This is a genomic window from Sphingobacterium sp. CZ-UAM (assembly GCF_002000245.1).
Classification (GTDB): domain Bacteria; phylum Bacteroidota; class Bacteroidia; order Sphingobacteriales; family Sphingobacteriaceae; genus Sphingobacterium.
This window is the reverse complement of sequence record NZ_MTCM01000002.1, coordinates 404,766-420,303: the sequence shown is the minus strand read 5'-3', so window position 1 is coordinate 420,303 and position 15,538 is coordinate 404,766. Positions and strand designations below refer to the sequence as shown.

At 42.9% G+C, this 15,538-nt stretch carries 10 protein-coding genes and 1 pseudogene; 4 read left to right on the top strand and 7 right to left on the bottom strand.

The features are described 5' to 3' along the window. Positions 1–8 precede the first annotated feature (8 nt). Positions 9–2,978: a glycoside hydrolase family 2 protein gene (locus BWD42_RS11940; RefSeq protein WP_077436567.1), complete on the bottom strand. Its 2,970-nt coding sequence runs from the start codon at positions 2,976–2,978 to the stop codon at positions 9–11. Positions 2,979–3,194: 216 nt separating this feature from the next. Between BWD42_RS11940 and BWD42_RS11935 the strand changes: the two genes are divergently transcribed. Next, a complete protein-coding gene (locus BWD42_RS11935) occupies positions 3,195–4,073 on the top strand; it encodes an AraC family transcriptional regulator (protein ID WP_077436565.1) in 879 nt (292 codons plus the stop codon). Positions 4,074–4,143: 70 nt separating this feature from the next. Here the strand turns inward: BWD42_RS11935 and BWD42_RS11930 are convergent, their stop codons facing one another. From BWD42_RS11930 to BWD42_RS25210, 6 genes and pseudogenes are all read right to left on the bottom strand, one after another. Beyond that, positions 4,144–4,695: a DUF5018-related domain-containing protein gene (locus BWD42_RS11930; protein ID WP_077436992.1), complete on the bottom strand. Its 552-nt coding sequence runs from the start codon at positions 4,693–4,695 to the stop codon at positions 4,144–4,146. 31 nt (positions 4,696–4,726) lie between these two features. Then, positions 4,727–6,595: a RagB/SusD family nutrient uptake outer membrane protein gene (locus tag BWD42_RS11925; protein WP_077436564.1), complete on the bottom strand. Its 1,869-nt coding sequence runs from the start codon at positions 6,593–6,595 to the stop codon at positions 4,727–4,729. 16 nt (positions 6,596–6,611) lie between these two features. After that, entirely contained in the window at positions 6,612–9,797 is a 3,186-nt protein-coding gene (locus tag BWD42_RS11920; RefSeq protein ID WP_217700061.1) for a SusC/RagA family TonB-linked outer membrane protein, read from the bottom strand. A gap of 253 nt (positions 9,798–10,050) precedes the next feature. After that, positions 10,051–10,950 (bottom strand): alpha/beta hydrolase family protein, encoded by a 900-nt coding sequence (locus BWD42_RS11915; protein WP_077436562.1) that lies wholly within the window; start codon positions 10,948–10,950, stop codon positions 10,051–10,053. 253 nt (positions 10,951–11,203) lie between these two features. Next, the gene (locus BWD42_RS25215) at positions 11,204–11,449 is read right to left on the bottom strand and encodes a glycoside hydrolase family 95-like protein (protein ID WP_410528288.1); all 246 of its coding nucleotides are present in this window, start codon (positions 11,447–11,449) and stop codon (positions 11,204–11,206) included. A gap of 6 nt (positions 11,450–11,455) precedes the next feature. Further along, positions 11,456–11,710: pseudogene (locus BWD42_RS25210) on the bottom strand (glycosyl hydrolase family 95 catalytic domain-containing protein); the annotation flags it as partial. Between the two features lie 654 nt (positions 11,711–12,364). On the opposite strand from BWD42_RS25210, the gene BWD42_RS11905 reads away from it, so the two are divergent. Genes BWD42_RS11905 through BWD42_RS11895 form a run of 3 tightly spaced genes read left to right on the top strand, consistent with a single transcriptional unit; the run spans position 12,365 to position 15,429 of the window. After that, positions 12,365–13,453 (top strand): zinc-binding dehydrogenase, encoded by a 1,089-nt coding sequence (locus BWD42_RS11905; RefSeq protein ID WP_077436558.1) that lies wholly within the window; start codon positions 12,365–12,367, stop codon positions 13,451–13,453. 4 nt (positions 13,454–13,457) lie between these two features. Then, on the top strand, positions 13,458–14,702 hold the full coding sequence (locus BWD42_RS11900; protein ID WP_254846225.1) for an MFS transporter: 1,245 nt from the start codon (positions 13,458–13,460) through the stop codon (positions 14,700–14,702). Continuing rightward, a complete protein-coding gene (locus BWD42_RS11895; RefSeq protein WP_077436556.1) occupies positions 14,695–15,429 on the top strand; it encodes an HAD hydrolase-like protein in 735 nt (244 codons plus the stop codon). The genes BWD42_RS11900 and BWD42_RS11895 overlap by 8 nt, the downstream gene beginning before the upstream one ends. Positions 15,430–15,538 lie beyond the last annotated feature (109 nt).

The following is a 15,538-nucleotide window of genomic DNA, read 5'->3' as shown; positions in this document are numbered from 1 at the left end:
CGATATCATTAGAATTTTAATGTGATAGCTCCCTGACAGGGTGAAGCTTCCAAGGTCTTGCAATAATTGCCCCAGGCAATTTCCGGATAATCCCATTTGTTGTTTACATACAAAACCAACTGTTCATTTTCCAGGCGATCCATACGACAAGCATTGTCGCCCAATGGAGAAACCACATGCATGAGGTCCTTTGTCCCTCTACCCAAGGAGTAGTAGTATATATTCTCTTTCATTCCCTTTGCTTGCTGCGTTAGTGGATGCTGACTGCGTGCACCTTTATCTGCCCAATAATAATAGTTGTGCGTATCCATGTACCATGGCTGCTTAGGCTCTTGGCCATACTGTGCGTTACCTACATAAGACAAGCTAGCCGCCCCTTCATTGCCCGCAAATGATTCTTGGGGATAATCGTTCCAATAACCATTTCTGCTCCAGGTAATACGATCGAGTTCATTGCTGAGATAATACTTAATTCCGATCTCGCGCAGGTAGCCATTGGGCTCCCCCTGGGTATGATATAAAGTCTTCATTTCTCCTTTACCATCTATAGTTAGATCGAACTGGATGGATAAACTGCCATTTTTTCCCGTAATCGAGACCAGGGCCAAATTGTCTTTGATGCGTACATCCAACTTGCTCAATTGCCAATTTTTATCTTCGAGCAGGTATTTGCTTGCACTTTTGCGGACTTCAGCACCAGTCAGATGATTGAGGTTAATATCCATGTTTAAGAAAGGACCTTTTTGTATAACTACTTTACCGCCAATTGTTGCATTTTCAATCAAACCTGTTGTTTTTGAAATCGGGAAGTTAAAATCCTCGCCTTTAATCAGATAATGACCAGAATCTTCAATAAGCTGAATACCTCCATTCTGAGTCGATTCAGGCATTTTAATAGTACGCTCTCCCAAATGATAACGGTAGCTATCCAGTATCATCCCTTTGCTATCCACAAAGCGCAAAGCCAGTTGTTCCCCCCGTTGCCAAGCTAAACCAGGTAGTTGAATATATCCTTTCTCATGCGGTGCGATATTGGGTAATCCTAGGGTATAGGTCTTTCCGTCATAGGTGTATTCCAATTTAATTTCCTCGAGCGAAGTATGATCAAATCGATTGTATACGGGAATCGTCAGTGGCTGAAAGCGGGCAAAATCAGGTATTATCTTTCCTTTCAACGTGACCAATACAGGAGACTGCGCTTTTTTTGTGGACCAAAATTCAGGTTTCTTGCGCCGCCAAACATCGACGATCCCCCATTCACCGTAACCTACCGCCTGTCCCTGAAAATCTTCAGGTTTGGCGGTACGGGAAAATTCCTTCCAAAAAGCAGTCCCCTTCTTCAGCTGCTGTGGAATCATAAATACCTCATCCACATAGCCCCATATTGCACCACCAAGGCCCCCTTGCTTCGGAAACAACCCACCCCACATCATGTCCATGGAGATTCCCCAAAATTCACGGATATTCGGATCATCCTGTAAGGTTTTATACGTGTAACAGGCCGGATGAGCCCATTCATCGAATAAAGCCGGGATGCCATGTCCCTCAAAGTTACGCGTGGTCTTGCCATACTGTGTCAAGTTACCATACACGTCCTGATAATGCATGCTCAGAAGTTCATAAATCTTAGGTTCGGTGGTTTGAGAGCCCGGATAACTCCAGATAAGGGGTCTTGTCGGATCCATGCGCTTCACCAAGTCGTGACTTTGCTTAAAGTTGTCGCCGTAGATTGATTCATTGCCGATGGACCAGAAAAGTACAGCTGGATGGCTTTTAAAGGTATTGACCATCTCACGCGATTGACTTAGGTATTGATCCGTCTTTTTCGGATCGTTTTGTGAGGCGCCGGGTGCATAATTTTTTTGCCTATAAGTATCCACAAAACAGATCGCAGTCTCTACTTCCACATAGATACCGTACTGGTTGCAATATTCGACGAAACGTTCTGTGGGCGGATAATGCGAGGTACGGATAAAATTAATATTGGCTTCTTTAAACAATTGAACGTCTAAGCTATCGTAATAGGCCGAAGCACTGCGTCCTAAGGTCGGGTGCATATCGTGCCTATTGGCGCCACGTAGCTTGACAGGTTTGCCGTTTACCATAAGCTGGTCTTTAACCACTTTTACTTCGCGGAACCCAACCGATTTATGAAAGGCATACGTAGACCTCCCCTGCTCTTTCACTTCCACATCCAACCGATAAAGATTTGGATGCTCGGCATCCCATTTTAGCGGTGCAGCTACACGGAACACATGGCTGTTGGCCCCCGCTACAATTGGTTTTTCAGGATTATCCAAGATAATACTTTTGCCGTTCGGATCAGTCAATGTATACGTAATCGTAGCCCCTTTGGCCACAAAACCGCCAAAATCCAATTTTAGCTGCGCGTCGGTATACGACGCGTCAAAGGCTGTTTCGATGTTAAAGTCGGTCACAGGATGTGCCGCTGTTGCAAATAAAGTCACATCCCGCAAGATCCCACCTATCGGATGGTGTGCATAGCCCGATGCATAAGAAATATCATCCAGTTGATCCTGTACTTCAAGCTCAATTTCATTCTGCTTTCCGAAAATCACATAAGGTGTAATATCTACTTCCCAACGTGTAAATCCACCATGATGACTTGTCACCGCTTTACCATTGATGCTCAGTTTGGTAAAGCTATACACACCATCAAAACGAATGATCGTCTTTTTTCCCTCATACTGGCTGGGTACTAAAAATTTGCGTCTATAAAAAATAGATTGGTCGTGTTGAATACCATAGCCCTGCATGACAGCTTCCCCGGGAACCTGAATATTTTCCCAAGCCGAACCGCGATCAAATTTGAAATTCCATTGGCCATTTAAGGATTGTACAGGAGCTTTCAGACCAGTCACTTTGGCCGGCAACTGATAAGCCGCCTGCTGCGCCATTGCCCAGCTCCCCATTACCCCCCACAAAGCCAACACCACCAGTTTTTTTAGTTTTTTCATATCATAATAGGTTGTAATTCCACCCGATTAGAATGCAATACAACGTTGTTACATTCTTTGTCAAAGATAGCTGCTCTCACACGGCAATACTACAACTGGTTATACAAAAACTAAAACTATTTACACACTATTGATAACATACTTCATATTATTAAGCGAATATTGTTTGAAATACCAGTAAATACCGTATTTTTGCATTAACCAATGTAGCTATGTATGAACAAATTATCCAAACCTCAATTTATTGAACTTACGCCACCCAGCGAAAAGACAATCCATGTCAAATTGGTCGATCAGGAATTTTTGAGCAATCCGCTGCACTTTCACGAGCTCTGTGAGTTGGTGCTGATCGTGGAAAGTTTCGGCAAGCGCATAGTCGGCAACAACGTAGCAACGTTTACAGAAGGTGATCTTGTACTGATGGGACCAAATATTCCACATATCTGGCGTAATGATGATTCATTTCTACAACAGGGAAATCAGTTACGTGCCCGTGCAATTGTTGTCTATTTTCCTGCCGATTTTTTACTTCGATTGACCGATGAACATCAGACAATTCAGGCTATGCAGCATTTTATCCGCAAGGCTCAACGTGGACTTCGTTTTTATGGTGAAACACTCGATAAGGCACAGCGCTTAATGGAAAAACTCAGTGATAAAGAAGGATTTCCAAAAATCATCGAATTTCTCAGCCTTATTCAGTTGCTACAGGAAACAGCTGAATTTGAAAGTTTAGCTTCCGACGGTTATCGCCCAACCTTTGGAGAACAGGAGACCCAACGCATTAATAAGGTTTACCTTTATGTGATAAGCAACTTTAAAGAGGAAGTTAATCTTCAAGTTGCCAGCGATATGCTCAATATGACGCCCAATGCCTTCTGTCGTTTTTTCAAACGTCATACCCAGAAAACATTTTCTCGCTTTGTCAATGAGATGCGCATTGGCCATGCCTGTAAACTGCTCATGGACCGGACGCTTAGCATATCGGAGATTTGCTACGAATGTGGTTATCAAAATCTGACCAACTTCAATAAGTTTTTTAAATCCATTATGAACAAAACACCACGCGAGTTTCGAAAAGAAATGGATCTGTAGCCACAACTAACAAGAGAGGCTGTAACAAAGTACAGCCCACTCCTACCAATTTAGTGAAACTAACACCTATTTAAAACCCCTTTATTGTTCTTAAAGTATAATCTTGGGCGTCACCATTCGCTGCTGTCACCCGATACATTCTATCCTGTGAAAAATCGCCCGGTTTACCTAATACTGGAGCTCCATTGAGCGGCGAAACCACCGAAACGTCCGACACAGTGATCGTAACCCACAGGTTAGCAAGTTGGTCTTTTTGAATCCGTTTTTTAAACTCATCAAATAACATCTGCTTGGTGACGGATCCCAAAGGTCCCGCCTTCTTAACTGAGTTGATATCGTACGAAATCGTAGACGTATATCCTTTTTGTCCATTCGTATCAAAAGCTACCGCCGTATTCTTAAAAACGACCTCACAGACCCGGTCAAGCTCAATCTCCTGCATGGGAGTTCCTTTTTGTATGGTATCATTATATAGAAAGCGGTATGAATAACTTACTGCAGTCAGTTTGTTGTCTGGCGAATTTGGCAGCTCTTCATAGCCCTTTTTTAAACAGCTCCCCATTGCAATGAGCGTTAGTGGGCCGAGCAAAATACGCCCTATTTTGTGATTTATTCTATGCATAATCAATTTCATTATATCTGTATTCCAATTTTTATTCCCATCCCGGATTTTGCTTCACGCCTGATTTCAAGCGGAAAGATTCGTTGATTGGCATCAAGTACCTTTTGGCAGAGAATCGAGCTTCCCCAACGACATTATTGTCTTCAAAAAAAGAATAAGATTTACCATCTCTCGAAATTCGAATTCCCCGTAAGCTGCCCTGCAATTCAGGAATAACAAATCCTGATCCTACATAAGCTCCATCGCGCAGACCACCCGATGTGCGCATGCCCCAGCGTAACAGCGACCAATACCGATCGTTATTTTCGTAAACCATCTCCACATTCCGTTCTCTTTTATAAGCTTCAAAAAGTGAGTTTCCCCAGTTGTTGCCCGAAAGTGTATTTAGATATTGGTTGACGATACTTTCAGAAAAACCACCATGACGTACCATGGTCGGCAGCATGTATTTTTTTGCATTGGCAAAGTCCCCCTTCATGAGATAAGCCTCAGCCATATTGAGATAAGCCTCCCCATAACGGAGCACCGAAAATACATAGTCCAATTTTTGGTCAGATGGTGAAGGCAGGCTTACAATATTATCATAAAAATACTTCACCATCGCATAGCCCGTACTGGAATTATAATTTTCGGTATTTCCTGACTGGTACCCATATTCCTGTACCGAACCTTCGTTAATCTTGCTATTGGCATTGCTCACATTTCCGTCCCTTCTAAAAAACACACGTACCTGATTATTGAAATACATACAGCTATCATAGAGTATCGTTGCATAAAAGCGTTGGTCTCTTTTCTTGCTGTTGGAGAAATACATTTTCTCGTCCACATTTTTACCTGTCGTGACATAACTGGCATTATTCCAGGTTTTCAACTGTCCATCTACATCCGAGACCAAATAGTCATCGACCAAGTCTTGCGTCGGCCATGAACCGCCATCCATTCCCCAAAAATTCATCGTGACATTGATTGGAAAGTTAGCTTTCGCAAAGGCCGAAAACTTACCTGTGGACCAAAGTCCCTGATATTGCATAGGCACATCATAGAGGGAAGTATTTGTTTTGTTACGCTCACGGGTGAGAATAAACTCAGTGGCCGCAACTGCAGTTTCATAGGATCTAAACATGTTGTAGTAAGGACTTAGTTGCGTTCCACCATTATTGAGTCCCAATGCCTCACCCGACTGAATTACTTTGTCGTAATATCCGCTATTTGCAGCCCCTCCATCCACATAGGCCGCAGCCTGCAACCCTACGCGCATGATCATAGCATTTGCAGCTTTGGCGGTAGCCCGTCCCCTTTCGGCAGTTGCCGGAAGAACCGTTGCGGCTTTTTGAAGATCGGCCAGCATAAAATCGTAAGTTTCCTTGGCTGAACTTCTCGGAATCTGAAGATCATCATCCAGTGTCAACACTTTGTCAATCAGTTGCAGTCCTCCATACAGTTTGGCATACACGAAGTAGTGTGCAGCTCTTAAAAAATATAACTCCCCTAAACTCCTGTTCTTAAATTCACTCGAAAAAGTCGTGCTCGTTTCAATATTGGCAATTGCCGAATTAATACGCCATAAAAGTGAATAATTTAACCAGCCATAATTATCTGATTTTAGCATGAGCTCGGCTCTTTCTTTTGTCCAAAAGGCACCGTTCAGCGTACCCACCATCACATTTTTAGTGGTTCCTTCCGACCTTGCCGAATAAGGATGTGCATATCCCGACATCCAGGCATCGGTACCCAATACATCAGCATATACCTGGTAAATATAGGCTGTTGTCAAATTTTCACTATTCCAGGTCTGCTCACCAGTAATCTTATCGTATGGTGTCGTTTCTAAAAACTTTTTACAGGAAGAAAAGAACATCACCGTCATGCCCAGCATTCCTATTATCAAACGTTTTTTCATAAATTTTCTTTGTTAATTAAAATCCCAATAAAAATCCCGCGGAGTAGGTTCGCATCATTGGATATGCGTAACCATCAAAAGTATTGGATTCTGGATCAGCATATTTGACTGATGGCCCAAATGCCAACAAGTTTACACCCGACACAAAAAGGGTCAAGTTGTTCATCCATTGCTGCGACTTCATGATCGAATGTTTAAAATCATATGATAGCGTTAAGGATTTCAATCGAACATAATAGGTATTGCGGGCCCAGAAGTCTGAGGACGAATAGTTATTGTTATTGTTCAAACTCGCGTTGCCCGGTCTTGGCATCGTCGCATTAGGATTAGATGGCGACCAATTGTCGTTCTGAAACTGAAAGTCCAGGCGTCGTTCGCCTTCGGAGCCCATGGCCACATTGGAAAAGTAATTTTGTTTCATCCCTGTTCCCTGTATGGTAGATTGTACACTGAAGCCTTTGTAGCTTGCACCCAAGTCTACGCCATAAACAAATGTCGGGCTCGAATTATGTCCATAGCGCACTTGATCCTGCCCATCAATCTTACCGTCACCATTGACATCCTGGTACCAGAGATCTCCAGGTCTGAGGTCTGTAGAAGTTTCTCGTTTGGGATTATTCAGAATATCCTGTGGATTCGTATAGAACTGAGCCCCCACATAACCAGTACCCACGTAGCCATAGTAATTACCCTGTTGACGAATCCGCGGATTAGCCAGAGTGACACTGTCTTCATTGGTTTTAAAGGCAAACGATTTATAGTAGGTAAAGTTAAAACCAGCATTAAAATCGACGTTGCCAATCTTGTCTTTGTATTTGATAAAACCATCAAGTCCTTCTTTCCGGTCCTCGGCATCGGTCACCACCAGCGGAAGCGTATACCCGATGGGATCTGTATAGCGATAGGAATTATGGGCGGCGAGATAACCTTTGGTCTTTTCAAAGAAATAGTCCAATGCTCCATCGACCTTATTTCCAAATAGGGCAAAATCTGCTCCTATATTGTATTTCGAACGCGTATACCAGGTCATATTGATACTTGGCTGTGCACCAGGAGTAACCGTATTGACCAACTTCCCGTCCACCACATAACCATTTGTATTGTAGTTGTAGGTGGCGAGATAAGCATATGCCCAGTGATCCGCATCATTGAGACCAATTTGCCCGTAAGAGCCCCTTAGTTTCAAATAAGTCAAGACATTTTTGGCCTTTATATCTTTAAAGAAGTTTTCCTCAGACAAAGCCCAACCGGCAGAGAATGAAGGGAAGAAGCCCCATCTTTTGGTTGATATAAAATTGTCTGAGCCGTCATAACGTCCTGCAAAATCAAAAATATAACGCTGTTTATAGTCATAATGAAACTTACCCACATAACCCATCCATGCCTGTTTGCCTTCGGTATTGCTCGCTGTAATCAACTCCGCATCACCTTTTTGGATCTGCTTGATCGCTGTGGTGTAAAAGCCCCGAGAGCCCGCATTCAGGGCATTACTATAATACTGACGCATGTTTTGAACCAGGGTTGCTTCCACATTGTGGCCATCACCAAATGTCCGCCGATAATCGGCTCTGAAATTGACGTCAAAGTTTTGTGTCATGTAAGAAGAACGTCCGACACTTATGTTTGTAGGATCTTCTTTTGTTGCATTTCCCTGTTCATCGTAATAGGTAGCCGTTTCGACCCAGTCTACACGATCCTGAGATTCGATGTTAAAATTCCCATTAAATCCGAGGCTCAATCCTTCGACCCATGGCACGTTCCAATTGAGTGCCCCCGATAGTTGATTATACACCGTCTTTAACTTGATATAACCCGGGCTCAGCAAGGCCAATGCAGGGTTGTCAAACTGGTTTGATATCTGGCCGCTGGATGTAAAAGGTTTTTCAAATGGATTACGATCGCGCAGCCTACTATAGATCGTATAGGCACTTGCCGGTGGATAATCCTCATTTCGGATGTAGCCATTGACATTGAAATCTAGTTTCAGTCCGATTTTATCGAAGTTGCTCGACACATTGCTCCGATAGGTATACCGGTGATAATTCAGTGATTTGGCTTTATAAATACCCTCTTGACTAAATGCATTCAGGCTACCAAAGAAACGCAGTTTTTCACTCCCCCCGTTCAGTGAAAGCGTATGGTCCTGTTGCGGCACAAACCTACGGGTCAACTCTTTTTCCCAGTTGGTAAAGTTACTGAGATTGTTTTTGATATCCTCCATTTCTTCAGTCGTCTTGAAGGAGTTAATTCCCATTCCCAAAGCCTGGTTAAGGTTGTTGATCGCTGTGGCATACTGATCGGCATCCATGCGCTTGGTTTGGTATGAAGGCGTATTAAAGCCAAAGTTTGCCTGATAGTTGACATTGAGTTTACCCGAATCGCCCTGTTTGGTGGTAATCAGCACAACTCCGTTTCCGGCATTCATCCCATACACCGCAGTTGAAGCCGCATCTTTCAAAATCGTCATCGATTTGATATCCGCTTTATTGAGGCTAAAAAACTGCTGTTGTGTAGAGATAAACCCATCAATGACATAAAGCGGTGTGCCATTGCCACGAATGGAAATACTGGCGCCATTTTGCCCCGGTTCGGCCGAGCCTTGCTGCACGATCACTCCGGGAATTCTTCCCTGCAAAGCTGACCCCATGTCTCCAAAGGGCAAATTTTCAATTGTTTTCGCATCAAAAGAAGCGATGGCAGTAGAGTTTTTCTTCACACTGGTCGTACCAAAACCAACCACAACGACCTGATCCAAGGCGATATCATTATCATCCAGAACAATTTCTACGTTCTTTTGCGTCCCATGGACAGTGAATTCCTGATTTCTATAATTTACATGGCGAACAATCAAGGTCGAATGGTCAGCCACCTGGATGGAAAAATGGCCCTCATCGTCAGTCTTTGTTCCGATTTTACTATCCTCTTTGGACAATATCGTTACGCTGGCTAGTCGCTCACCTTTTTTATTCCGAACGGTTCCTTCGATCAGGACCGGTTCCGCCTTTTGTGTTTTGCTATTAAGTCCGCCTTTGTAAGACCATTGGATGGTAAACATCTTTTCACTTTCGGGCCGCCCCTTGGCAAATGAATCCTGTCCATAGCAAATAGACATGGCAAGTATCCCTACTCCCATTCCAGCCTTCAACAGGTCAAAATTGCCCATACGATCCCTAGGCTTTTTATTGGTCAACAGTTCTTTCATAAATAATAATAAGTTAGTTTATAATTCAGCATCCGTAAACGACGGCACCATGGATTCGCCTCTGTCTACAGCGCTATTATTAACCAAAATTATTACAGATCGAATCGAGAAACTAAAACTTGGAAATCAATTATTAAAACTATTTTATCCTATTTAAGATTCAGGTATCCAATAAAATACAGCAACAAAAAGCCACATCAACAGAGCTTGATGTGGCTTTTTGTTTAGCCAAAGGAAGCGATGACTCTAGCCGCTATTTACTGTTTGCTTTCAGTATAAAATCTATAATCGGACTAGGATCTACCAGACAATGCGGATGATGTCCGACCTCGGGTTTATGGATGATCTCAATGCTCCCACCCGCGCGACGAATCTCCTCCGCAAATGGCAAGGTGTTTTCGGCGATAGGAACTACATCGTCCTTATCCCCGACAACATGGAGCAATGGTATCTTGAAACTGGCAATGATTTTGGCTTTATCAATAGGTGCATCTGCAAATGCCCAAGCCTGCGTTTCGGTCAATCCGTAGTCTTTCTTAAAAGTTTCCCAATCAGATTTGCTTCCTTTTCCTGTTGTTTTGCCACCAGGCCAACTTTTAAAATCCAGCACGGGAGCATCGGCATATATGGCATTTATCCGATCAGGATAACGCAGGCACCAATTGTAGATATAGACACCTCCCCTGCTCATTCCTTCCATAGCCGATTTTTTGTTGAGCCCACCATCCTGTAACTTTCGGTAAAATCCATCCCAGATTGTCAATGCTTCTTCATTTCCAAAAAGCTCGGCGACATCACAGTATACCACGTGGTAGCCATGCTCGAGCAGACCTATGTCTACCTGCGGTTCATGGCCCCAAAAGCGGGCGCGCCATACCCAGGGGTGGCCAATTGCTGTGACTTTTGGACGGATAATCTTGGCCTCACGTCCATGAAACGAAAAACTATAGCCCTCAAATCCGTGAAAATCTAAGTTTGAAGCACCCAATTTCATATTTTGAGCTAGGTTAAAATCACTAGCTCCATTTTTTTCCAAGGTGCCCCGGTCGGTACTCGCTTTGCGCTGCCCCATACCTGGCCCAGCGATAGTCGATAATAAGATTAATAAGCCGTACTGTAGGATACAGCTTAGGTAAGAAATTTTATATTTCATTTTTTTTCCAGGCTTATTTTAGGTTCCTAAAAAGTTCAATACCGTTAATTCCCTAAATTTAATTAAATTTGAGCGTTATCGATCCGTTCACCTGATCATTTCTTTTAAGCGGCCTATAATCTAATTCGGTATGCAAACTCAAAAAACCTTCTCTACCTGCAAGAACATGATCGGCAACCAAGCGTTTATTGGCGTCCGCATGGACATCCAGCCATGTACGAAGATGCTATTAGATGTCAAGGGCTAGCATTTTTTAGAACTTCAACACATAACTTTTCCCCACTTGTGTACGGACTGTTTTCACTTGATCCTTATACTTGAGTTTGCAGGTTCCTCCTTTCCGGGCAAACAGTTTTACCTCTTTTAACTGCCCCTTGTCCCAAGTAAAGTCAAGCACAAAATTACCTCGTGCCACAAATCCTTTGACTGCACCTATCTTCCATTCCTCAGAAAGTGCCGGCAACAGTTCAATATAACCCTGATGACTTTGAAGTAACATCTCAGAGATACCTGCTCCGCCACCAAAATTTCCGTCAATCTGGAAAGGTGGATGTGCACCAAATAAATTAGCATAAACGCCCCCACCCCCGTATTTAATGGCGGCATCTTTACCAACAAAGCGCATCAGCTTTTTAACAGCATCATAAGCACGTTCGCTATTCTGCATCCTCGCCCACAAATTAATTCTCCAGGTGATTGCCCAGCCCGTTCCTTCGTTGGTCCTTAATTCAAGGGATTTACGTACCGCATCGGCTAACTTAGGCGTTTCCGCTGTTGTCCCTTACATTAAACTGTTATTCATGTTAAAATTAAAATATGCTTTCCTAACAGCCTCCTTAGGAATTTTTGTAAGTTGCGGTAATGTCAATAAATCAGATGTTCAACAAAACTGAGATAGCAAGCGCGACTCCGGTCCAACCGATTCGACAAACTCGATTTCTTCAAAACCGCAGGATACCGCCTATCTGAAGGAGACAAGCAATGCCATATCTGCCAAAAATTTAGCAGCTGTTTTACAGTCCTACCTTAAAGATGACATCAAAACTTTGCAAGCAGCTGACCGCAGCTTTTCATTCTATGAAATTGACCTCAATGGCGACAAGCAGAATGAGTATTTGATCAAGCTTCCGGATAAGTAACTTAACCACCGATCTACGTTGGCACAGCTGGCGATAGCGGCTGGAAAACACTGATTCTAAAAGGGAAGAACGCAAATAAATTTATTCTATCCAACCCATCCTTGTGGCGGAAAGTAATGAAGCTCCTACCCGAGATGCCTATATTATGTGGCAAGATGTAAAAAAGCTTTATGACGCTCATCCCGCCCATATTCTTCACAAAAACTTAATACCAAAAAAATATAGTATAAATAAACTTTGTTTAGTATTGTAAAACAAATGTATATTTATATCTGATGAAAAAGCTGGCAACATACTATGTATTTAACAGTGCTAATACTCCGCTGACTAAAGTGGATAAACTTCTCCCTGCATTAGGTGAAGGTGAAATTTTGGTAAACATCCGCTACACCACATTATGCGGTAGCGACCTTCATACATACTGTGGTTTACGTAACGAACCTTGTCCCACCATTCTTGGCCATGAAATTGTAGGTACAATTGAAGAAATATCCCCTAGTCATTGCGGCTTGGATGCGCAGGGCAACGAACTTCGTATTGGAGATCTGGTTACTTGGACCGTGTTTTCAAGCGATCCAAGTACTCCAAGCTATCAGCCTGAAACTCCACAAAAAAACGAGCGGCTATACAAATACGGACATCGGAAGATTACAGCGCAGGACGACTTTCACGGTGGTTTGGCCACACATATTATCCTGCGTCCACATACATGTATCCGCATACTTCCAAAGAATATTTCCTTAGCCGTAGCAGCGACAATCAATTGTGCGGTTGCGACCTCGGCAGGTGCGCTTCGGCTTGCGGAAACGATAACAGCTAAAAATGTTCACATCGCAGGTATCGGACTATTGGGCCTAGTAACCATTGCGATGTGCCGCGAATTAGGTGCCAAGGACATTATTGCATCAGATATCAATCCCATACGTTTGCAATTGGCGAAGAGCTTCGGAGCAACACATGTACTCAACCTTCGCGAGACCAAAAAGAATACTTTGCTCCAAGATATCGTAATCGACAGATTCATCGATATGAGCGGCTCACCCGAAGCGATGGAACTTGGCATCGAGACTTTGGGGTTGCATGGACACGCTGTCCTTGTAGGCGCAGTATTTAATCAGCGCCTTACGGGTATAGATGCAGAAAAAGTGATCCGTAAAATGCTCTCTATAAAAGGGCTCCACAATTACAACTATACAGACTTTTCGACCGCTGTAGATTTTATCATTACCAATTGGCAGAAATATCCTTTCGAATCCTTGATTGAATATGAATTTCCACTGGATGAAGTAAATACAGCAATAGACTACGCTGTTGCCCAGAAACCTATCCGGGCAGGTCTTTATACACACCCCCCAATGCAATAGGTTCATGGAAAAACAATTCAGAAGAGATCAGTGGAAGATGTTGTTTGTCACCATGTTTTGCTACCTATTTTTTTACACGGGTCGTCACAATTTTGGGTGGGCTGCAAGGGGAATCGCTACCGAACTTGGTATTAGTTTTCAGCAGGTAGGCTGGATTAGTTTTGCCATGTTGATGGGCTATGCCATCGGTCAGCTGATCAACGGAAACCTTGCAGATCGTTGGAGCCCCAAAATGATGATTGTCACCGGCGGCGGATTTTCTATTTTATGTAATCTATCTATCAGCTTTGCGAATTCCTATATCGCTATTCTTGTCCTTTGGACATTAAACGGTTATTTTCAATCCATGGCCTGGGGCTCTGGCGGCAAGCTGATTGCCAACTGGTGGAACAGTTCTGAACGCGGTAAAGCCTTTGGATTTTATACCATGGCCGCAGGGAGCTCTTCGGTCTTAACCTTTTTCATGGCGTTGATCCTCGTCCAACAGGAGCAAAGCTGGCGTACACTATTCAGATATCCCATTTTATTTCTCGCCTTCGCCTTGCTGATTTTTCTGCTTGTTGCCTATAGCTCACCAGTAAAAAAAGGGTATGCAAACCAGGATGAGGAGGTATCTCCCCAAAAACAAAATAACTGGAAAAAATCCTATCAACAGGTCTTTCAGAACCGCAACTTTATGATCGCGTCTTTTGCCATCGGATTCCAAAGCATGGCACGTTATGGTCTGATCTTTTGGGTACCCATCCACTTTCTAGGCAACAACTACAAAGACTCTGCTGGCAATATGTGGCTTACGCTCCTTATTCCAATAGGTATGGCTTTGGGTGCGGTTTCTTTTGGCTACATCTCCGATCTCCTTTTCAATAAAAACAGAAGTAAGTCCATTGCCACAGGTATGATCACCAGTAGCTTTATTGCCATCCTAATCTATTGCATACCTATTCATAACCATCTTTTGATTGGTGTACTCATGTTTATTTCAGGTTTCGTTGTGTATGGTCCGCAAGCCAATTTCTGGACTTTATGTCCAGACCTATTGGGAACAAAACTCGTGGGAACAGGCATTGGCGTGATGAATATGTTTGCTTATGTATTTGCAGCCATCGGCGAACCCCTATTCGGTAAACTAATCGATTACACCGGCAATACAGCCAATATATTTCTATTTGTTGCCTTGATATGCGCCATATGTGCAACAATCATAAGCTTTGTCAAAACAAACAATCCTATAATTAATTGTAATGAGTAAAATTAAATTAGCCATTTTCGATATGGCCGGGACAACCGTCCAAGATAACGGTGAAGTTGAAAAGTGTTTTTACGAAGCAATAGTCGCCACCAACCTAAGTATTTCTTCAGAGAAGATCAATAGTATGATGGGCTGGTCCAAAATATTGGTATTCGAAACGATCTGGAAAGAAGAAATTGGCGAAAGCCATCCTTATTATCAAAATAAAGTGCAAGAGTCTTATCAATATTTCTGCAAGATATTAGAGGACCATTATCGTGCGTATGGAGCCAAACCTTACGAAGGTGTATTGGATGTTTTTGAATTTTGTAGATCAAATGATATCAAAGTAGCGCTGACAACAGGCTTTTATCGCAAAGTAACGGATATCATCCTCCATAAACTGGGTTGGGATAATGGACTAAACAGCGATTATGTCAATCTGGATAAAACAGGAAACCATATCATCAACTGCTCTGTAACAAGTTCAGATGTTATCAACGGCCGTCCATCACCGGAAATGATTCATCTCGCCATGCAAAAGTGTGGTATCTCGGACTCTAAAGAGGTAATCAATTTAGGGGATACCCCTTCTGATCTGCAATCGGGGTACAGCGCAAATGTGTATTGCAACGTCGGGTCATTATATGGTTCACACAATGAACAGGAATTGAGCGTATTGCCGCACGACAAATTGATCAAAGAGCCGAAAGAAATTATCGAAATTATCCAACATATCAATTTATAAAAATTAAATAACAAAGCTACTGATCCTACGCAGATATAGTCTTCGACTAGGCTATATGTATGCATGGGTTTCAACAAAAAAATCAACTTAAACTATCCATTGAAATATT